The following is a 20,232-nucleotide window of genomic DNA, read 5'->3' on the forward strand; positions in this document are numbered from 1 at the left end:
GTCGTAGGCAGTATGTACTGAGGACATCAATCGAATAAAATATGACATATTATCCAAATTCATAAGGTACAGATTTTGCTATTTTGCTACATTGACAATTACATAGTTCTTTGCTATTCTCAGCTTGTAAGCAGTTTTTTTCTATTTTAAATTTCTAAATCTACGTAAGTTGATATCTGTGACTTCAGAGGAATTCCTGCTTATTTACCCCATTAAATACAATAGAGCAGGAGATGATGAAGGACAGTGTTTGTTCTGCGTATTGCCGTTGTTTATTCTCCTGTAGATGTGTGAGAGGAGAATACGAATGGTAAAACGATATGAAGAATTAACGATTTCGGATGATTTTATGTTTGGTAAGGCGATGGGAGATAAAGTGCTTTGCCGGGATGTGTTGGAACGGCTGCTGGAGGAAAAGGTAGGAGAACTGGAGGATGTCCAGCCGCAGCGGGAGTTCCGGTATACATCCGATGGCAAGCCGGTCCGGCTGGATATGTATACGCGGGATAAAAAGCGTATGTACGATGCAGAGATGCAGAATCTGAACCATCAGCCTGTGGAGAAGCTGGAACTGCCGAAACGGAGCAGATTTTATCAGTCTACGATGGACACGGATCATCTGAGTAAGGGAAAATCCTATCGGGAACTGCCGGAGGGAAGAGTGCTGTTCTTATGTACATTTGACCCATTTGGCAGGGGATATGCGAAGTATTCTTTTCAGAATTTGTGCAAGGAAGACAGAGAACTATACCTGAAGGATGGAACAGAGAAGATTTTTTATAACTGTGCTGCGGATCCAGAGAAAGTACCGGAGAATCTGCGGGAGTTATATGATTATATCAGAACCGAGAAGGTCGGAGGAGACCTGAGCAGGAGAATTGATGAAGCGGTGTGCAGAGCACGCAAGAATGAGGAATGGAGGTCGGAGTACATGAAAGAACTGTTGCATGATGACGACGTTAGAGAAGAGGGAAGGGCAGAAGGTGAAGCAAGAGGAACTAATCGGTTCGTAATGCTAATCTCCCGGATGAATGCCGGTGGAGATACAGATAAGGTAGCACGGTTGGATGAGCCGGAAGTGTTGCTGGCAATGCGGAAGAAGTATGGTTTAGAGTAGTAATCAAGGGGATAAGGAAGAGAAGAGGGTGAAAGCCAGCTGGTAAAGCTGATAAATAGTATGATTGCTGGCGGTGACGGAGATAAGATTGCCTTATTTGGAGAACCGGAAATCTTAAAGACAATGAAAAAGAAATATGGGATAAATTAAGTTGGCAATGCTTTCAGCTCTGATAGATATTTTTGAGACAAACACACGTGTAAAATAATAACTGCGATATATGCAGCATCGCCGGATTATTTGGTGTCTGCGATGTTACTATTCAAAGTAGCCAAATTCAGGTAGTGCGGATTTGGCTATTTTGTTAATTGACAGGAACCGGAAATCTATGTAGTATAATCACAAAGCATACATTCTGACGATTTCGGCAGCGAGAGCTGATCCACACATCTATATCATTTCAATGAATTCTATGCTTTTATACCCAATTAACCAATTAGAGCATAGTGCGTTGAGAGACAGATGGGGAGGCAGAAGTCTATCCTTTTTTTCAGGTACTATGAGAACAGGAGGATACGATGACGAAGAAGAGACAAGAAGCTGTACAGACGGAACGGACATTGATAGAACAAACGGCGATAGAACAGCCAAAGGCGAATGTGAAGTATAAGGATACGATTTTCCGAATGCTATTCTCGGAACCGGAACATCTGCTTTCCCTGTACAATGCAGTGACGGGGAAGGATTACCGGGATCCGGACGCACTGAATGTTGTGACGTTAGAGAATGCTGTATATATGGGCATGAAGAATGACCTGGCATTTGTACTGGAGATGGGAATGTATTTGTACGAGCATCAGTCAACCTATAACCCAAACATTCCGCTGCGGGATCTGTTCTACATAGCCAGCGAATATCAGGCCTTGGCGGATGGAAAGTCATTGTATTCGTCCGGAATCCAGAAGATTCCTACACCGAAGTTCCTGGTATTTTATAACGGACTGGATCGCAAGGTACCGGACCGGATGGAACTGAGGCTGTCGGATGCCTATGAGAACCCGGTGGACGAGCCTGATCTGGAATTAAAAGTTACGATGCTGAATATCAATGCCGGACATAATGAAGAACTGATGAACAGCTGCCATGTGCTGCAGGAGTATGCCCGGTATGTCGCAAGAGTCCGGAAGTATGTCGCGGAAATGCCGTTGGATGAAGCGGTAGAACGTGCAGTTACGGAATGCATCAGGGAAGGGATCCTGGCAGAATTTTTGAAAAAGAATCACGCGGAGGTAGTAAAAGTGAGCATTTTTGAATATGATAAAGAAAAAGAAGAGAAGAAGCTCCGCAAGGCAGAATATGAGTACGGTAGAGAACAGGGAAGAGAAGAAGGAAGAGAAGAAGGTAGAATTGAAGGAGAACGTTCAGGAAGAACACTAAAATAAACCCCATAGAATGGACACGATAAGAAGAAGGGCTCCTTAAAAATGGACACAAGAAGAAAGGATAAAATCCTGGTTAGTGGACAATAAAAGAAGGGATTTCTTCTGGTAGATGATGTATAATAAAAGTATCTATCGGAGGAAATATGAAAGAATACACACCGAAACAAATTAGGGAACTCAAAGCTAACCCGTACACACTTAATGTGACAAAGAACAAGCTTTATTTTACAGCTAAATTTAAAGAAGATTTTTGGATCAGCTATCAGGCTGGTAACGCTCCAAGAAAAATTCTTCTGGATTTTGGATATAATCTAGAGTACTTTGGACAAAAACAGATAGATGACATTGTGCAAAGAATAAAGCGTCAGGCTCTATCGGGCAATGGCTTTACCGAGGGCGAAAACAGACAAAAAAGAATTCCTATGAAAGCAACAAATGAAGAGGACTTGTCATCACCGCAATCCATAGAACGTATGCAGAACGAGCTTTTGTATCTAAGACAAGAAGTAGAGTTTTTAAAAAAAATTATTATTGCGGACAATTCGAGGAAGAGAGATTAGTCATGGAGACTTCAGAAAGCAAATTTGAAATCATCCATGAGACGATAAATAAAGCAAATAATACATTGTCAGTTAAGATGCTCTGTGAAATAGCAGGAGTATCAAGATCCGGTTATTACAACTGGGTACATTCAGCGGATAAAAGAGCAGAAAAAGAAGCACAGGATAGAGCCGATTTTGAATTGGTATTAGCTGCATATAGCTTCAGAGGTTATGATAAAGGGGCTCAAGGAATCTATATGAGATTGTTACATATGAATCCGCCAATCGTTATGAATGTCAAGAAAATAAGACGGTTGATGAAGAAATATGGTCTTATATGTAACATAAGAAAGGCAAACCCTTACAGAAGGATGGCAAAGGCGATAAAGACGAATAGTGTTGCTGATAATCTTGTGAAACGGGAGTTTGAAAAATATGGTCCGAGAAGGATATTGCTTACGGATATAACCTATGTTCCATTTGATGGTCGATTCTGCTATCTATCAACAATTATAGATGCCTTTACAAAACAAATTTTATCGTATGTGTTAAGCGAATCTTTAGAAGTGGATTTTGTTTTGGAAACAGTCAACCTGATGATAGAAAAGCATGGAGTTTCCCTTACAACTAAAACAATCTTACATAGTGATCAAGGGTGCCATTATACGAGTTGCAGTTTTATACAACTTGTCAAAGATAAAGGCTTAAGACAGTCTATGTCCAGAAGAGGAAATTGTTGGGACAATGCACCTCAGGAAAGTTTCTTTGGACGTATGAAGGATCATATAGGAGACAGGCTAAAAGAATGTGGAACATATAGCGAGGTTCGTGCCATTATTGACGATTGGATGGATTATTATAACAATGATAGATATCAGTGGGAATTAGCGAAGCTTTCTCCCAATGAATACTATAAATATATAACAACAGGCATATATCCGATTAAGGGAAAAATCCCTTCTATGGATATGTATGATGAAGAAGGTAATAAAACAAACTGATATAGCCATCTACTGGTTAGAAAGAACAAATTCCTTCTTCTTAATTTGTCCTTGACAAGGGGTACACTTTACACATCTGCTGACTTTAATATCACAAATGAGTGCCGGAGAAGATGCAGATAAAGTAACGCAGTTGACTGATCCGGAAGTTTTGGAAGCGATGATGAAGAAGTATGGAATAGAATAAGATCATTCTCGCGGCAATAAAACTGACTCATTTACTTACCATCCTGAACAAGATTATACTCACAAGTTACTAACTTACGAGTATAATAAAACAGAAAAACTGCAAAGATAAGTTTCAGTATTGTAAAATCAGCGTATATGTAAAGCATAGTAAGGGGATTTTTCGGAATCCTCTTTTTCCTTAGGAGAGAGTTGGATTTGGTTACCATCGTACCATTGAAGAGCTGATTATAAAGTGTTATAATACGCATATAAAAGTGGCTTGTGGCATTATTTGTTTTTACAGCACAAGGGGAGGATTGAATGAAAAAACAAAAGCAGCAGGGAATTAAAAAACGCCTGACGAAGGGATTTGTTAAGGTAGCTGTAATCGGGGCGATTGCGGCAATGATTGGTGTTGTGGCATTATTGATAGCAGCGGCACAATATGAAAAGGCATTGAACAGATATGGCTTTACACAGGGAGACATCGGAAAAGCCATGACGGCTTTCTCTGAAAGCAGAAGTGCATTGCGCGCGGTAGTCGGCTATGATGAGGAAGCGGTAATTAAAAAGCAGACAGAGCTGCACGCTGAGAAAAAGGAAGCGTTCAATACATACATGGAGGAACTTGACAGAACGCTCCGTTTTGATGAAGGCAGAACAGCATATGAAGAAGTGCTACGGACACTGGACGGTTACTGGGAACTGGATGAGCAGGTTCTGCAGCTGGCTACATCAGATGATGCAGATGGTTATTTGGAAGCACAGGAACTGGATACCGGAGACCTGACAACACAGTACGAGAATGTCTACGCACAATTTGTGAATCTGATGAATGTGTGTGTTGAAAAAGGGGATCGTGCAGAAAAGAATCTGCGCCATATGGAATTTATCATGTTGATCGTGATCCTCGTGATTGTAATATCCTCTTTTTGGAGTTCTGTCATACTGGGCAAAAAAATGGCGGTTGGTATTGAGAAACCGATGGTGGCACTGGCAGACCGGCTTCAGTCGTTCGCGCAGGGAGACCTGGTAAGTGAATTCCCGGAATGCAATACAGAGGATGAAATTGCATACATGATCCGGGTGGCGAAAGAAATGGCAGACAATCTGAATCTGATCATTACGGATGCAGGAGAACTGCTGGGCCAGATGGCAGATGGCAATTATGCAATAGGAACTAAGATTGAGGAAAAATATGTTGGTCAGTTTGGCGCGTTGATAAATGCAATGCGTAAGATGAACCGACAGATGAACAGTACCCTGGAACAGGTAGAGGAGGCGGCCAAGCAGGTATCTGCCGGAGCTGAGAATCTGGCACAGTCCGCACAGTCGCTTGCAGAGGGGGCTACGGATCAAGCGGGTTCTGTGGAAGAACTGACTGCAACGATCACCAATATTACAGATTCGGTCACACGTACTGCCGGAGAGCTTCAGAAGACTACGCAAAAGGCTGAGAACTACGCAAAGCAGGCAGACGAAGGTCATGCACAGATGAAGTCATTGATGGAAGAAATGGATCGGATCAATGAAACATCTAAAAAGATACAGAATATTATTGCTGACATTGAAGATATTGCGAGTCAGACGAACCTGTTGTCTTTGAATGCGGCGATTGAGGCTGCCAGAGCCGGAGATGCAGGCAGAGGATTTGCAGTAGTGGCAGAACAGATTCGTAAACTGGCCGAGCAGAGTGCGCAGTCGGCGGTAGATACCAGAAGCCTGATCGAGGGATCGTTGCAGGAGATTGAGAACGGCAATATGGCAGCGGAAGCGGCAGCCGACTCATTGGAACAGATCGTTACAGGAGTTAAGGAAATTGCGGCAGATGCGAAACGTCTCAGTAAGGAGTCCGAGGCACAGGCGCAGGCTATGGAACAGGCAGAAGTCGGAGTGAATCAGATATCCGAGGTAGTACAGTCGAATTCGGCATCGGCGGAAGAATCTTCGGCTACCAGTGAAGAATTATCCGCACAGGCATTCTCATTGAATGATCTGGTGGGAAAATTCATATTACGTCGCAATTAATATAAAACAGTATTCATATCGACTCTTTTCATTCGGTGATCCGGAGAAAGGAGTCGATATTTTTATGTATTAAAACTTTCATTATAACTGAAATTCCGTTTTCACATTATCTATTAGAATTGTAAGGGTAGATACAGGAGATGTGAAAATGAATCAGAAACATTCAAAAGAGTATAAGAGCATAGGACAGACAATTAAAAAATACCGTAAGCTCAGAGGACTTACGCAGGAACAATTGGCGGATATGGTTTGTATCAGCATCAGTTACCTTACCAAAATCGAAGCACCTAATTGTGACCAGCCATTTTCGTTGGAAGTGATTTTGGATATATCGGAAGTGTTAGATATTTCCGTTCATCAGTTATTGGAAGATGTTAAATAGAGAAATAAAAAAATGATCTTAAAAGCCTATAACTTTTAAGATCATACTTTTTTAAAGAAGAGCTGCTGACGGGAATCGGACCCGTGACCTCCGCACTACCAATGCGACGCTCTACCGACTGAGCCACAGCAGCATCACGTGACTGTTACGCAATCACCGTGGTTTATTCTAACAAAAGAGGCCTTGTTTGTCAACACTTAATCGGCACAAATATTAGCGGATTTTGTCGGTGACAAATAATTGACAATGATTTTACGAAAAGCTAAATATATAGATACAAAATAGAAATTTTAAACGAATCGTAAAAACATCTATATTTAGTACAGGAACAAATGTTAAATTATATAAGAAAAATCTTGAGAAGATAAAATCTCATAATGGAGCGATGACAAATGCATAAGAAAAAGACAGAAGAGATGGAAGCAGATCATCAGGAGTTTACCAGATTGATTTGTGAGAATCAGGCGATCTTATATGACTTCATCAAATGCCGGATACTGGACAGGTCTCTGGCACAGGATGTATTACAGGAGACATTTTATATTGCTTATAAAAAATGGGATCAGCTGAAGGTACATCCCAATCAGACCGGTTTTCTGATTGAAACGGCGAGATACAAAATCCAGGAATTTAATAAAAACGTTGAATGAATTTTAAAAATCTGATTTGGGTATAGAAACCATAAGTTAGTCATGCAATGGTATACTGAATAGGTATCCTCCTGCAGAAGGAGGTCCTATGCCGAAAGAAGAAAGGAAAAAGGGGACACATTTAACTTGGGATGACAGGCATGAAATTCAGAAGGGACTGAAAGAACATCGTACCTTTAAAGAGATTGCATACATTATAGGCTGTTCACCTGATACGGTTTCCAAGGAAATACGCAGGCATCGTTATCATAAGTTGCGAAGCAGGGATGGCATACTTCATGCAAGTCCAAACCGGTGTAAATACCGAAATAGCTGCAGGCGTTGGGATGTGTGTAAAAAGAAGAAGGGACATAAGTGCAGAATTCCATGCCGGGAGTGTATCAGCTGTAATAAGCTGTGCCCTGACTTTGTGGATGCACCATGCCCAATAGAACACAAGGCGCCTTATGTGTGCAATAACTGCCCCAAGTCCTTCAGCTGTCTGTTTGATAAGTACCTGTATAACGCTGATTATGCCCATAAGGAGTACTGTGAAACGCTTAGGAAATCCAGACAGGGAATAGACATGACCAGAGATGAACTGGCAGCATTGGACAGTCTTGTGAGCCCGCTGATCAGGAAAGGACAGCCCCTGGCACATATCCTGGCGCATCATGCAGAAGAGATTCCCTGTGGGGAACGAACGCTTTATAAGTATATCAGTGCCGGCTATCTGACCGCAAGAAATCTGGATATGCGGAGAACGGTAAGATATCGAAAAAGAGTGAGAAGCGTTCCAACTCCAAAAATCAGCTATCGTAAAAAAGAAGGACATCATTATTCAGACTATCTTGATTTTATTGCGAAAAACGAAGGCATACGAGTGGTACAGATGGACACAGTGGAAGGAAATAAAGGCGGGAAATTACTTCATACGCTGTTATGGCCGGAAAACAATCTGATGCTGGCATTTCTGATTAAAACCAAAGAAATGAAGAATACCGTAGCTACTTTTGACTGGTTGGAAGAGACGTTGGGAAGTGAAATGTTTCGGGAACTGTTTCCTGTAATACTGACAGATAATGGATGTGAGTTTGCAGATCCGGAGTTGTTTGAAAAAGGACATGACGGAAAGAAGCGTACCAGAGTGTTTTATTGTGAATCGAGACATTCTGAGCAAAAGGGAGAACTGGAAAAGAATCATGAGTACATAAGATATGTACTGCCAAAGGGAAGTTCGTTTGATGGATTGAACCAGGAGCAGGTGTTACGTATGGTAAATCACATCAATAATACAACAAGGCCTAAACTTCATGGTTCGACACCCATGAAGAAGGCCCTGAAGTCATTTGACAAAAATGCAATGGAAAAGCTTGGACTGGAGATCATCCCACCCGATGAAATCTGTCTGAAGCCTGAACTATTGAAATAAATAAAACAGGCAGGAGGATACAGAAAAGAATAAACAGTTGATGGCAACCAGAAGTTACTCGTGCAAAAGACTTTTGGAGGCTTCCTTTAGTGTACCCTAAAATCCATTCATTTTTAATTATTATAGGTCAGAAAGGGATGAAAAACAACCTGAAAATGGCGAGAAACAGGGCAAAGCAGAAGTTAGTCGTGCAATTCTTTTTCTGAAGCGTGGCAGTAGAAGTTACTAATGCAATCAACTTTTTTTCAAAAAAGTTAAAGTTTTTTGTAATATTTGAAGAAGAAATCACATGTACTATATAGAGGGACAGTTTGAAACTCTAAAAGTGTAGCAAAAAATCTTATGAAGGAAAGGAAAACGCGAGTGAGAAAAAGAAAACAAAAGAGTGGAAGAATAGTTGCTTTGGTATTGGCACTGATTTTTGCTTTTAGCGTGCCGGCACAGGAAGCACATGCAGAGGAAGCGTATCTCAATGAGGATACCACTATGAAAGTAACTGTAACAAACATGAGCCCGGAATATAGTATTTCGGATGTGCGGCCTATAACAACGATGTTTGATTGCGAAATCATTATGGCATTTAAAATGGACGAGGGGTTATGTATGACCTTTACTACATCCTGTATAGGAGCTGCCAAGGTTATAGGTGTAAAAGATATTAAGGTACAGCAGAAGATGTGGTATGGCTGGAAAACGGTACTGACTTCAGATGGTGCAGAATCTTATGACTCAGCAATTTTTGCGGCAGATTTAAAATATGCGGACGCCATTAAGGACAGAACATATCGTGTCATCTGCACACATTATGCGGATTTAGACGGCTACGAAGAAGCCGTGAACGACACGGGAGCATTTAAGTTTACCTACTAACTATCAATAAACGAAACTTTTATATTGCTACACTGGATCAAAACTAAATATTGTATGGGCTGCGGACAGTAGAAAAAACGTTATCTGCAGGCCGTAATAGAGGGCGTGGGATACAGCACACGTATTCAGAAAGTATGCTAAGACCTGCATAAGGGTAAAACGAAGGGAAAAATAAAATAATCTGCGATTGTCATAGTGGGTGGGACAAAATCTTAACGTGAAAGTATAAAGGGGGAACTCTTTCAGGGAAAAGATATAGCTGAACGCATTATAGTAAAGGACATTTCTGTCAGGGATGACAAAAGCAGAAACAGAAAGCGAGAACAAAAGACAATGAGAAGGTACATATTGGCTAATCCGATGATCAGATCCGCAGGGTACGATGCACAACGACAGGTGCTGGAGATGGAGTTCGCAAGTGACGGTCAGATCTGCCAGTTCGATAATGTACCGGAGGAGATATGGTATCGGTTTCGGAGCCATCACCTTCCGGCGCTCTTTTTCCAACATTTCATTATGGGGCATTATCCGGAGCGAAAAATGCAGGAAATAGGGTAGAAAACCCGGGCATACAGGAAATACTCATTCACAGAGGGGAATATCATTACGGAATATCGAAATATAGAGGTAAAAGCTGCGGGGATAGGAATATCCGCCGCGGCTTTTAAAGTTTTACATAAATCTCTTTCCCAAAAAAGTGGAATATGCTATACTGTTACAGAAGTCTTGTCTGATGGAAGGAAAGATTTCGAAATAGGAAGAGAGACGTAGAAATATTTATGGCAAGAGAACTCCAACAGACAGCGCCGGATGATCGGCGGAGAAGAGTACAGCGGTTGAAGAAGATGATCATAGGCATTGTGATCGTAGGACTGTTGATTCCCATCCTGTGCTGTGTCTATCTGATCTGCAGACTGCATGCGATCAATGGGACTTTGCGGGATCTGGAACAGCGCCTGGAGGAACTGGATGCCAGGGACCGGGAACGGCAGACCCTGTTGCAGCAGCTACAGTCAGAGACTGCAATACAGCAAGGTGTCCAAACACAGGAAGAAGTAACTTCCGGTGAAGTGTCGGAGCATACGCCGGAGAGTGATCCGGGACAGGAGATGATTCACAAGGTTTATCTGACATTTGATGACGGTCCCAGTATTTATACCGATGAGATACTGGATATTTTGGACCGGTATCATGTGAAAGCTACTTTTTTTGTGGTGGGAAAGGATGGCTCTGAAGCGGAGGCGGCTTTGCAGCGGATCGTGGAGGATGGTCATACCCTGGGAATGCATTCTTACAGCCACAAGTATAAAGAACTCTATGAATCGCTGGATAGTTTCACAGAAGATTTCGCACGGATCAGAGACGACATCTACCAGGCGACCGGTGTGGAAAGCGTCTATTATCGTTTTCCTGGGGGCAGCTCCAATACGGTCAGCAATATTGATATGCATGAATTTATTGATTATCTGGACAGTCAGGGCGTGGAATATTTTGACTGGAATGTGTCCTCCGGAGATGGCGGAAGCAGTAATCTGTCTATCGATACCCTGTTGGAGAATTGTACAGAGGATATCGATACCAGAGATACATCGATCATATTGCTGCATGACTCTGCGGAGAAACCGACTACGGTGGAAGCATTACCGGATATCATAGAAAATATTCTGGCCAGACCGGATACGGTGATCTTGCCGATCACGGAGAATACCAGGCCGGTACATCATGTGGAATAATTGCAATTTTGAAAGTTCAGGGAACCGGAGAATTGCATTATATTATAGAAAATATTTATAATAGAACAAGAGATAAACGGAGGTACATAATCATGGGATTTTTCTCAGATTTGAAGGAAGATCTGTCACAGGCGGTGAATGAACTGATGCCGGAAGAAGATCTGAATCAGGGAGACGTCGCAGAGACTAAAGAGCAACCGGTTAAGAATATGCCGGAAACGACAGAAAAAGTGCAGACAGAGCAGCCCACAGATGCAACAAAGGATAATGCAGCGTTGGAAGAGATGCTGAAGAATCTGGATTCTATTGAGATCCCGCAGGCAAATGCAGAAGAAAAGCCTGTGGAGGAAGCAGAAGAGACACCGGAACAGTCTGCGGAAGAAGCAGCGCTGGATCTGGATCATGTGCTTCAGAACGATATGACCGTAGGAAGTGTTCTGGAACAGGAACATAGAGAGGAAAACAAAGGAGCAGAGAAGAGAATGGACGTAAAGACCGCATCAGATGAAAACGCAATTATTACTGCCGGCATGGTGATCACCGGAGATGTAAGTTCCGAAGGATCTATGGATCTGGTAGGCACAATTAATGGAAACATTGATATTCTGGGCAAACTGAACATTACCGGATATATCAATGGTAATTCCAAGGCAGCTGAGATTTTTGCAGAAGGCGCGAAGATCAACGGCGAGATCATGAGCGAGGGCTCCGTGAAGATCGGAGCAAGCACTGTTGTCATCGGCAACATTACCGCTACCAGTGCAGCCATCGCAGGTGCAGTAAAAGGTGACATCGATGTACAGGGACCTGTCATTTTGGATTCTTCCGCTATCGTAATGGGCAATATTAAGTCTAAGTCCGTACAGATCAACAATGGTGCGGTGATCGAAGGTATGTGCTCACAGTGCTATGCGGAAGTCAGCCCGACTTCTTTCTTCGACGATTATAAGCCTGAGAAAAAGAAAACAAAATAAGGAGCATACGATCATGAAGAGAATATTACTGAAACTCAGTGGTGAAGCACTGGCAGGAGAGAAAAAGACCGGATTCGACGAGGAGACCGTCAGAAAGGTGGCACTGCAGGTAAAGGAACTGGTAGATGACGGCATCCAGGTCGGTATTGTCATCGGCGGCGGTAATTTCTGGAGAGGACGTTCCAGTGAGAATATCGACCGCACAAAGGCTGACCAGATCGGTATGTTGGCCACGATCATGAACTGTATTTATGTCTCGGAGATTTTCCGCTCGGTAGGCATGATGACCAATATCCTGACTCCGTTCGAGTGCGGCTCCTTTACCAAGCTGTTCTCTAAGGACAGAGCCAACAAATATTTTGCAAAGGGCATGGTAGTGTTCTTCGCAGGTGGTACGGGACATCCCTATTTTTCCACCGATACCGGAGTTGTCCTGCGTGCCATTGAGGTAGAGGCAGATGTAATTCTGCTGGCAAAGGCAATCGACGGTGTATACAATGCAGATCCCGCCAAGGATCCTACGGCGAAAAAATACGATGAAGTATCCATTGATGAAGTTATTGCGAAGAACCTTCAGGTAGTGGATATGACCGCATCCATTCTGGCCAGAGATAACAAGATGCCCATGTGGGTATTCGGCCTGAATGAGGAAAATAGCATTGTGAATACCCTGAAGGGTAAGTTCAACGGAACGAAAGTAACTGTATAAAATCAAAATAATAGAAAGGCGCAGAGCGCAGAAGAGAGGAAATTATGGACGCAAGAGTACAGGTATATAGTGATAAAATGCAGAAGGCATTTGAATTTTTAGAGGCAGATTTCGCTGCCATTCGTGCGGGACGTGCCAACCCTCACGTACTGGATAAGCTGAGAGTAGACTACTACGGAACTCCCACCCCTATTCAGCAGGTAGGTAACGTAACTGTTCCCGAGGCACGTATCATCCAGATCGCTCCCTGGGAGAAGTCTCTGATCAAGGAGATTGAAAAAGCGATCATGACCTCCGATATCGGTATCAATCCTTCCAATGATGGTAGCGTGATCCGTCTCGTATTCCCGGAGCTTACCGAGGAGCGCAGAAAAGACTTGGTCAAGGAAGTAAAGAAGAAGGGGGAAGAAGGCAAAGTAGCCATCCGTAACATCAGAAGAGACGGTAACGATGCTTTCAAGAAGCTGGCAAAGACAGAAGTGTCTGAGGACGAGATCAAGGGTCTGGAGGAGGAGCTTCAGAAGCTTACCGACAAATATGTAAAAGATATTGATGCCCTGATCGACAGCAAGTCCAAGGAAATCATGACAGTTTAAGGATTTAAGAAGGTTTGAAATTATGGAAGAAAATTTGAAGATTCCGAACCATGTAGCGATTATTCTGGACGGTAACGGCCGTTGGGCCAAGGCAAAAGGAATGCCCCGCAACTACGGTCACGTGCAGGGGGCCAAAACGGTAGAAGTAATCTGTGAGGAGGCGTACCGTATGGGGATTCAGTATCTCACGGTATATGCTTTTTCCACAGAGAACTGGAACCGGCCGCAGGACGAAGTGGATGCGCTGATGAAATTGTTGCGCAATTATATGAAAACCTGTCTGAAGACTGCCGAAAAAAATCGTATGTGCGTCAGAGTTCTGGGAGATAAGACCAGACTGGATCAGGACATTCAGACCCGCATCGCGGAATTGGAAGAAGCTACGAAGAACAATGACGGTCTGCATTTCCAGATTGCCATCAACTACGGTGGCAGGGATGAGATCATCCGTGCGGTGAAAAAACTGTCCGCAAAGGTACAAAGCGGGGAAGTATCACCGGAAACCATCACGGCGGATATGCTGGAAGATTATCTGGATACCGCTGGGATACCGGATCCGGATCTGTTGATCCGTACCTGCAATGAGCAGAGAATCTCTAATTTCCTGCTGTGGCAGCTGGCTTATACGGAATTTTACTTTACTCCGGTTCCCTGGCCGGATTTTACAAAAGAAGAATTGATGAAGGCTGTGGAAGCATATAATCATAGAGACAGAAGATATGGCGGCCTGAAGGAGGAATAGCTTATGTTTTGGACCCGTTTGCTCAGTGGCATTGTATTGCTTGTCATTGCACTGGCTACGTTCAGCTTCGGCAATATATTTTTAGCAGTGCCGCTGTGGCTTATTTCTCTGATTGCATACAGAGAGCTTACCAAGGCATTAAGATGTGCAACTAATGAGAAAAAATTTAATGCACTGGAGTGGATCGGCTTTGTGGGCGTGACGGCATATTACGCAACACTGTTTTTTACCAGGGATCATACATTACTGCTTATGTGTATCGTAGGACTTTTTATGGCGGAAATGTTCTGTTATGTGGTATTGTTTCCGAAATACGAGGCAAGTCAGGTCATGGCAGCGGTATTTTCCTTCCTGTATGCACCGGTGCTGTTGTCCTTTGTCTATCTCACCCGCGAGTGTGAGACCGGAATCTATCTGGTATGGCTGATCCTGATCAGTTCCTGGGGATGCGATACTTGTGCCTATGTCGTCGGAAAGCTGATCGGGAAGAAGCATATTTTCCCGGAATTAAGTCCTCATAAGTCCTTGGAAGGCTGTATCGGCGGTGTCGTCGGGGCAGCACTGATCGGTGGACTGTATGCACATTTTTTTGTGGAGACGGCATTCCCAGACCGGACAATTACATGGATCATTGCCTTTATCTGTGCCGCAGGTGCAGTGATGAGCATGGTGGGAGATCTGGCGGCCTCTGCCATCAAGAGGAACCATAATATTAAAGATTATGGGAAACTGATTCCCGGACATGGTGGGATTATGGATCGTTTTGACAGTATGACGGTGACAGCACCGATGACCTATTTCCTTACCCTTTTGCTGATGGGACTCAGATAGAGGAGCGAAAATACATGAAAAAGATAGCAATTCTGGGGTCTACCGGTTCGATCGGAACCCAGACTCTGGAAGTCGTGAGGAATAATCCGGAGCTGCAGGTGGTAGCACTGGCAGCAGGAAAAAGTGTAGAACAGATGGAGCAGCAGATCCGAGAATTCCATCCGTTGATCGCAGGTATGTGGAGCGAGGAGGCGGCAGCGGATCTGCGCAGTCGTGTAGCGGATCTTCCTGTGAAGGTCGTGACCGGAATGGATGGACTGCTGGAGATCGCAGTGATGCCCAAAGCACAGGTATTAGTGACGGCTATTGTGGGCATGATTGGTATCAGACCTACGATCGCGGCCATTGAGGCAGGAAAGGATATTGCTCTTGCAAATAAAGAGACTCTGGTGACTGCCGGACACATCATTATGCCGTTGGCGGCGAAGATGGGTGTGAAGATTCTGCCGGTGGACAGTGAACACAGTGCCATTTTCCAGTCGCTGAACGGAGAACCGAAGGGCAGGATCGAGAAAATTCTGCTGACTGCATCCGGTGGGCCCTTCCGAGGAAAGACGAGAGAACAGCTGCAGAATATTCAGGTAGAGGATGCTTTAAAACATCCAAACTGGTCCATGGGACGGAAGATTACGATAGATTCCTCCACCCTGGTGAATAAAGGACTGGAAGTCATGGAAGCAAAATGGCTGTTTGGTGTGGATCTGGATCAGATCCAGGTCATTGTGCATCCCCAGAGTATTATTCATTCCGCTGTACAATATGTGGACGGTGCGGTAATTGCACAGATGGGAACTCCGGATATGAAACTCCCGATCCAGTATGCGCTGTTCTATCCCGATCGTCGTCCGATGCCGGGCAGACGGCTGGATTTCTATGAACTGGCACAGGTGACATTCGAGAAGCCGGATATGGAGACGTTCTACGGATTGAAGCTTGCTTATGATGCACAACGCATCGGTGGCAGTATGCCTACGGTGTACAACGCAGCCAACGAGAAAGCGGTAGGACTGTTCTTAGATCGCAAGATCGCTTATCTTCAGATCCCGGAGTTGATTCAGGAAGCCATGGAGCAGCATAAGGTGATCGAGAACCCGAACGTGGAGGAGATTCTGGAGACAGAAGCATCTGTTTACAGTTATATCGACGGCAAGGGATTCTGATCCTAAAATAGAAGCATGATATGAGAGGCAATAAATGGTTACATTGATCTTGTTTGTATTGATCTTCGGGGTGGTGGTCATCTCACATGAATTCGGACATTTTCTGCTGGCGAAAGCCAATGGGATTCATGTGATAGAATTTTCCGTGGGCATGGGTCCGAATCTGTTTTCTTTTCAAAAAGGAGACACCAAATATTCTCTGAAGCTGCTTCCCATCGGTGGAGCCTGTATGTTTGAAGGCGAAGATGGACTGAATGAAAAAGAAGACGGGGAAGACCACAGCGGATCGTTTTTAAATGCCAATGTATGGGCGCGGATCTCCACTGTCCTGGCGGGACCGGTATTTAATTTCATCCTTGGATTTATCATTGCTTTTATTATGGTGAATCTGATCGTGATCCGTGATCCCGTGGCGACGGAGATCGTGGATGGCGGTGCGGCGCAGGAAGCCGGACTGCAACCCGGAGACAGAATTCTCTCTCTGAATGGCAGTAAGATTCATCTGTATGAAGAAATACAGCTGTTTACGCTGACCTACCGGGGCGGGAATGTCACGGTACAGTATGAGCGTGACGGCGTAAAAGGAACTATAACCCTGACTCCTAAGTATGATGAGAGTGCAGGACGTTATATGATCGGCATCAGTAACGCGGATTTTGTACAGCTGTCCGGACTGGACTGCTTCCGTTACTCCTGGTATGAGATGCGTTATTGTGTAACGATGACCTGGAAGAGCCTGGCGATGCTGGTGCAGGGGCAGGTATCCAGACAGGATGTGGCAGGACCGGTCGGGATTGCCGTGAACGTCGTGGGAAAAACCTACGAAAGTACAAAAGACTACGGCTGGCAGAATGTACTGGTGAATATGTTGAATATCACCCTGATGCTTACGGTGAATCTGGGGATCCTGAATCTCCTGCCGATTCCTGCATTGGACGGCGGCAGACTGGTATTCCTGATCTGGGAAGCCATTACGCACAAACCGGTGCCCCCGGAAAAAGAGGGCATGGTACACTTCATCGGACTCATGTTTTTTATGGTGCTGATGGTGTTCCTGTTATTTAACGATCTGGTAAATATTTTCGGATAGAGTATCCGGGATATCTTATTATCCGTTGACAAAGAGCATACCGCATGGTATGCTCTTTTTACGTTCGCGGAAGACGCGATTCTGATATCATTTTCATGCCGGTCGGCAAATAAACCCTGAAGAATGAAAAGAATATATGTATCTGTGTTTAGGATAGATAGGATAGAAGGGAGGAGTGCGTATGGAGCATGTTACGGCCTGCTATTGGCAAAAGGAGACGGTCCCCAATATATTTCTGTCATTGCAACAACGAAAATACCGTCGCAGGAAAGCCTCTGTGGTATATGCCTGTATTTCCGACAACAGGGAACTGCTGATGAATCTGCAGAACAAAATAGAAGAGGAATTGCAGGGGAGGGATATCTGGAAATCGTACACGGAAGAAAGGATAAGAGAAAAATGGTCGAAACAGCTTGCGGAAGTGGACAAAAACAGCAATTATGCGGGAGTACTGTGTGTGGACAGCAGAGTGCTTCTGTTTGACCACGGCAGGATGAATCTCTGCGGATTTTTCAAGAGGTTTGGGAGAACCGGGTGGAAAGTCTGGAAGAATCAATGCATGGTGGGAGAAGTCGAAGCAGGAACAGCAATTTTGCTGACGGATCATGGATTCCTGAATTACTGTGAAGAGGAACTGGCAGGCTGCCTGAGACCGGAAAGCGTGGGGACCGATCTACTGTCGGACAGAGCGGAGCGGGCAGAGAGACGGCTGGCAGAGCTGGGTCGGAAGGCAGAGCAGCGGGGCGGAAGACATATGGGAGCGGTATGGATTCTGCCGGTAAAGGGAGAAACTATATGGAGCAAAGGGAAACAGAGCAACGAAACGGTACAAACGGAATAGAAATGGAGAGGATTTTGGCCTGGCATGGATATCACAGTCCCGTACCGGTGGGAGAAGGCAGCTTTTCCCAAGTCTATCGTGTGACAGACAGTAGCGGAGGATTCCGGGCCTGCAGAGTGTCCGATGTCACAGAACAATGGCAGAGGGAATGTGAGAACTGGCAGGAGATCAGACATCCGTTATTCCCCGGGTATGTGGAACATTGGACAGAAGGAGGAAAGGGCTATCTTATCATGGAATTCTGGGATGGCATGGATCTGCGGAAAATGCTGGAGAGAAGAGGCAGACTTACTCCCGGACATGCTGCGTGGATCGCGGATCAGATCGCGGAAGGCATACAATATCTTCATGAGCGGCAGCATCCATTTCTCTACCGGGATCTGAAGCCGGAAAATATCCGGATCCGTGTCAACGGCAGAGTGGGGATCCTGGATCTGGGATGCCTGTGGAACAGAGAAGAAAAATGGTCGGGAGCAGGCAATTATTCCTACAGTGCGCCGGAACAGTTCCGACAGGGGGAGATACCCGGGGAGGAAAGCGATGTGTATGCCATGGGAAAATTGTTGGAGGTCATGCTGGGAGAGAAAAATGGGAAACGCAACAGGCAGGAAAAATGGCTTCGCAGAATAAGCCGGATGGCGACTCACACAGAGCGACAGAGACGTATTCCGGATATGAAAACTTTCCGTCGTCTGCTCTCCGTGATGAATGCATCCGGGAGGGTGCGCAGACAGGTATTCAAAGAGTCTGATTTTTATTATATCCGTAAGTTGTACTGCTCATAGTTGTACGAACCGTGCTCGAACACAATCAATAAATTTTATAAAAAACTACTTGCTGTTTCCAGACGGAATGAGTATACTGTAACTAGAGGTCACAGATTACTTTCGGGACCGGACCAATTAATTTTACATAGCAAAAAGGAGAAGAGTTATGCGTTTTTTTATTGACACTGCAAAAGTAGAAGACATTAAGAAAGCAAATGACATGGGGGTTATTTGCGGAGTAACGACCAATCCCTCTCTGATCGCCAAAGAGGGCAGAGATTTTGTAGAAGTGATCAAAGAGATTGCATCCATCGTAGATGGACCCATCAGTGGTGAGGTGAAAGCAACCACCGTAGATGCGGAAGGCATGATCAAGGAAGGCAGAGAGATCGCAGCCATCCATCCCAATATGGTAGTCAAGATCCCTATGACGGTAGAAGGTCTGAAGGCATGTAAAGTATTAAGCTCCGAAGGGATAAAGACCAATGTAACACTGATCTTTTCAGCAAACCAGGCGTTGTTGGCTGCACGCGCCGGTGCAACTTATGTATCTCCTTTCCTGGGAAGACTGGATGACATCAGCACGAGAGGGGTAGACCTGATCCGTGATATCGCTGATATTTTCGCGGTAACCGACCTGGATACCCAGATCATCGCAGCAAGCGTGCGTAATCCCATTCATGTGACCGACTGCGCTCTGGCCGGTGCTGACATTGCAACCGTTCCCTACGCAGTTATAGAGCAGATGGTAAAACATCCTCTGACTGATGCCGGTATTGCCAAGTTCCAGGCAGATTACAGAGCAGTCTTCGGTGAATAATAAATAAGATGAACACAGTTAAGAAGCTGTACAGAGGGATTCTCTGTACAGCTTCTTTTTTGTTCCTGTCGATTCCGAGGATTCCGGCAGAGCTTATTTCATCTGCTCTTCCTGCTTCTTGATCATACGACGAACCATTTCGCCGCCGATGCTTCCTGCTTCCTTAGAAGTAAGGTCGCCGTTGTAACCCTCTTTCAGATTAACACCCAGCTCAGATGCAACCTCAGTCTTGAAACGGTCCATTGCTGCCTTAGCCGCGGGAACTTCTACTCTATTGGTTTTACTTGCCATTTCGTTCACCTCCGTTTGGAATTGTTTTTGTGTTTCAGATAAGCGTTACTTGTGATCACTTATCTTGGTATTAGTATGAGCACCGGCTGTTTTTTCATGCTGGTAAGTTTTTCATTTTATGTTATAA

The 20,232-nt window shown here is 44.5% G+C and carries 22 protein-coding genes and 1 tRNA gene; 21 read left to right on the forward strand and 2 right to left on the reverse strand.

The genetic code is table 11. The features are described from left to right. The first annotated feature begins 307 nt into the window (after nt 1–307). From H9Q77_RS05085 to H9Q77_RS05110, 6 genes are all read left to right on the forward strand, one after another. Complete coding sequence (locus H9Q77_RS05085) at nt 308–1,117, forward strand: Rpn family recombination-promoting nuclease/putative transposase (protein ID WP_249326717.1); 810 nt, start codon at nt 308–310, stop codon at nt 1,115–1,117. A gap of 518 nt (nt 1,118–1,635) precedes the next feature. Then, nucleotides 1,636–2,499 (forward strand): hypothetical protein, encoded by an 864-nt coding sequence (locus H9Q77_RS05090; protein ID WP_249326718.1) that lies wholly within the window; start codon nt 1,636–1,638, stop codon nt 2,497–2,499. Nucleotides 2,500–2,642: 143 nt separating this feature from the next. Then, complete coding sequence (locus tag H9Q77_RS05095; protein ID WP_118552499.1) at nt 2,643–3,059, forward strand: HTH domain-containing protein; 417 nt, start codon at nt 2,643–2,645, stop codon at nt 3,057–3,059. Between the two features lie 2 nt (nt 3,060–3,061). Continuing rightward, a complete protein-coding gene (locus H9Q77_RS05100) occupies nt 3,062–4,042 on the forward strand; it encodes an IS3 family transposase (RefSeq protein ID WP_118552497.1) in 981 nt (326 codons plus the stop codon). A gap of 489 nt (nt 4,043–4,531) precedes the next feature. Further along, nucleotides 4,532–6,238, forward strand: coding sequence for a methyl-accepting chemotaxis protein (locus tag H9Q77_RS05105; protein ID WP_249326719.1), 1,707 nt, complete (start codon nt 4,532–4,534; stop codon nt 6,236–6,238). A 148-nt stretch (nt 6,239–6,386) separates the two neighbouring features. Continuing rightward, nucleotides 6,387–6,620, forward strand: a complete 234-nt coding sequence (locus H9Q77_RS05110) for a helix-turn-helix domain-containing protein (protein WP_022154692.1) — start codon at nt 6,387–6,389, stop codon at nt 6,618–6,620. A gap of 60 nt (nt 6,621–6,680) precedes the next feature. Here the strand turns inward: H9Q77_RS05110 and H9Q77_RS05115 are convergent. Then, nucleotides 6,681–6,753 (reverse strand) — tRNA-Thr (locus tag H9Q77_RS05115). Between the two features lie 259 nt (nt 6,754–7,012). On the opposite strand from H9Q77_RS05115, the gene H9Q77_RS05120 reads away from it, so the two are divergent. From H9Q77_RS05120 to fsa, 15 genes are all read left to right on the forward strand, one after another. Beyond that, the gene (locus tag H9Q77_RS05120; RefSeq protein ID WP_249326720.1) at nt 7,013–7,270 is read left to right on the forward strand and encodes an RNA polymerase sigma factor; all 258 of its coding nucleotides are present in this window, start codon (nt 7,013–7,015) and stop codon (nt 7,268–7,270) included. Between the two features lie 88 nt (nt 7,271–7,358). Further along, nucleotides 7,359–8,681, forward strand: a complete 1,323-nt coding sequence (locus tag H9Q77_RS05125; protein ID WP_249325961.1) for a helix-turn-helix domain-containing protein — start codon at nt 7,359–7,361, stop codon at nt 8,679–8,681. Between the two features lie 363 nt (nt 8,682–9,044). Then, on the forward strand, nt 9,045–9,551 hold the full coding sequence (locus tag H9Q77_RS05130; RefSeq protein ID WP_249326721.1) for a hypothetical protein: 507 nt from the start codon (nt 9,045–9,047) through the stop codon (nt 9,549–9,551). A 348-nt stretch (nt 9,552–9,899) separates the two neighbouring features. Next, nucleotides 9,900–10,109, forward strand: coding sequence for a KTSC domain-containing protein (locus H9Q77_RS05135; RefSeq protein WP_249326722.1), 210 nt, complete (start codon nt 9,900–9,902; stop codon nt 10,107–10,109). Nucleotides 10,110–10,330: 221 nt separating this feature from the next. Continuing rightward, nucleotides 10,331–11,284: a polysaccharide deacetylase family protein gene (locus H9Q77_RS05140; protein WP_249326723.1), complete on the forward strand. Its 954-nt coding sequence runs from the start codon at nt 10,331–10,333 to the stop codon at nt 11,282–11,284. 92 nt (nt 11,285–11,376) lie between these two features. Then, nucleotides 11,377–12,258: a polymer-forming cytoskeletal protein gene (locus H9Q77_RS05145; RefSeq protein ID WP_022154684.1), complete on the forward strand. Its 882-nt coding sequence runs from the start codon at nt 11,377–11,379 to the stop codon at nt 12,256–12,258. A gap of 13 nt (nt 12,259–12,271) precedes the next feature. Beyond that, nucleotides 12,272–12,967, forward strand: coding sequence for a UMP kinase (gene pyrH, locus H9Q77_RS05150; protein ID WP_117467295.1), 696 nt, complete (start codon nt 12,272–12,274; stop codon nt 12,965–12,967). Between the two features lie 44 nt (nt 12,968–13,011). After that, nucleotides 13,012–13,563: a ribosome recycling factor gene (gene frr / locus H9Q77_RS05155; protein WP_022154682.1), complete on the forward strand. Its 552-nt coding sequence runs from the start codon at nt 13,012–13,014 to the stop codon at nt 13,561–13,563. Between the two features lie 22 nt (nt 13,564–13,585). After that, nucleotides 13,586–14,305, forward strand: coding sequence for an isoprenyl transferase (locus tag H9Q77_RS05160; RefSeq protein WP_022154681.1), 720 nt, complete (start codon nt 13,586–13,588; stop codon nt 14,303–14,305). Between the two features lie 3 nt (nt 14,306–14,308). Beyond that, nucleotides 14,309–15,136, forward strand: a complete 828-nt coding sequence (locus tag H9Q77_RS05165) for a phosphatidate cytidylyltransferase (RefSeq protein WP_249326724.1) — start codon at nt 14,309–14,311, stop codon at nt 15,134–15,136. Nucleotides 15,137–15,150: 14 nt separating this feature from the next. Next, complete coding sequence (locus H9Q77_RS05170) at nt 15,151–16,296, forward strand: 1-deoxy-D-xylulose-5-phosphate reductoisomerase (RefSeq protein WP_249326725.1); 1,146 nt, start codon at nt 15,151–15,153, stop codon at nt 16,294–16,296. Nucleotides 16,297–16,330: 34 nt separating this feature from the next. Beyond that, nucleotides 16,331–17,386 carry an RIP metalloprotease RseP gene (rseP, locus tag H9Q77_RS05175; protein ID WP_249326726.1) on the forward strand — a complete coding sequence of 352 codons (1,056 nt, stop codon included), beginning with the start codon at nt 16,331–16,333 and terminating at the stop codon, nt 17,384–17,386. A 181-nt stretch (nt 17,387–17,567) separates the two neighbouring features. Then, nucleotides 17,568–18,227, forward strand: coding sequence for a hypothetical protein (locus H9Q77_RS05180; protein WP_249326727.1), 660 nt, complete (start codon nt 17,568–17,570; stop codon nt 18,225–18,227). After that, on the forward strand, nt 18,182–19,012 hold the full coding sequence (locus H9Q77_RS05185) for a serine/threonine protein kinase (RefSeq protein WP_249326728.1): 831 nt from the start codon (nt 18,182–18,184) through the stop codon (nt 19,010–19,012). The genes H9Q77_RS05180 and H9Q77_RS05185 overlap by 46 nt, the downstream gene beginning before the upstream one ends. Before the next feature lie 148 nt (nt 19,013–19,160). After that, nucleotides 19,161–19,814, forward strand: a complete 654-nt coding sequence (gene fsa / locus H9Q77_RS05190; RefSeq protein ID WP_022154675.1) for a fructose-6-phosphate aldolase — start codon at nt 19,161–19,163, stop codon at nt 19,812–19,814. Between the two features lie 93 nt (nt 19,815–19,907). Here fsa and H9Q77_RS05195 read toward each other — a convergent pair whose 3' ends face one another. Then, nucleotides 19,908–20,105, reverse strand: a complete 198-nt coding sequence (locus H9Q77_RS05195) for an alpha/beta-type small acid-soluble spore protein (protein ID WP_022154674.1) — start codon at nt 20,103–20,105, stop codon at nt 19,908–19,910. Nucleotides 20,106–20,232 lie beyond the last annotated feature (127 nt).

The sequence above is a fragment of the Simiaoa sunii genome, assembly GCF_014337175.1.
Classification (GTDB): domain Bacteria; phylum Bacillota; class Clostridia; order Lachnospirales; family Lachnospiraceae; genus Acetatifactor; species Acetatifactor intestinalis.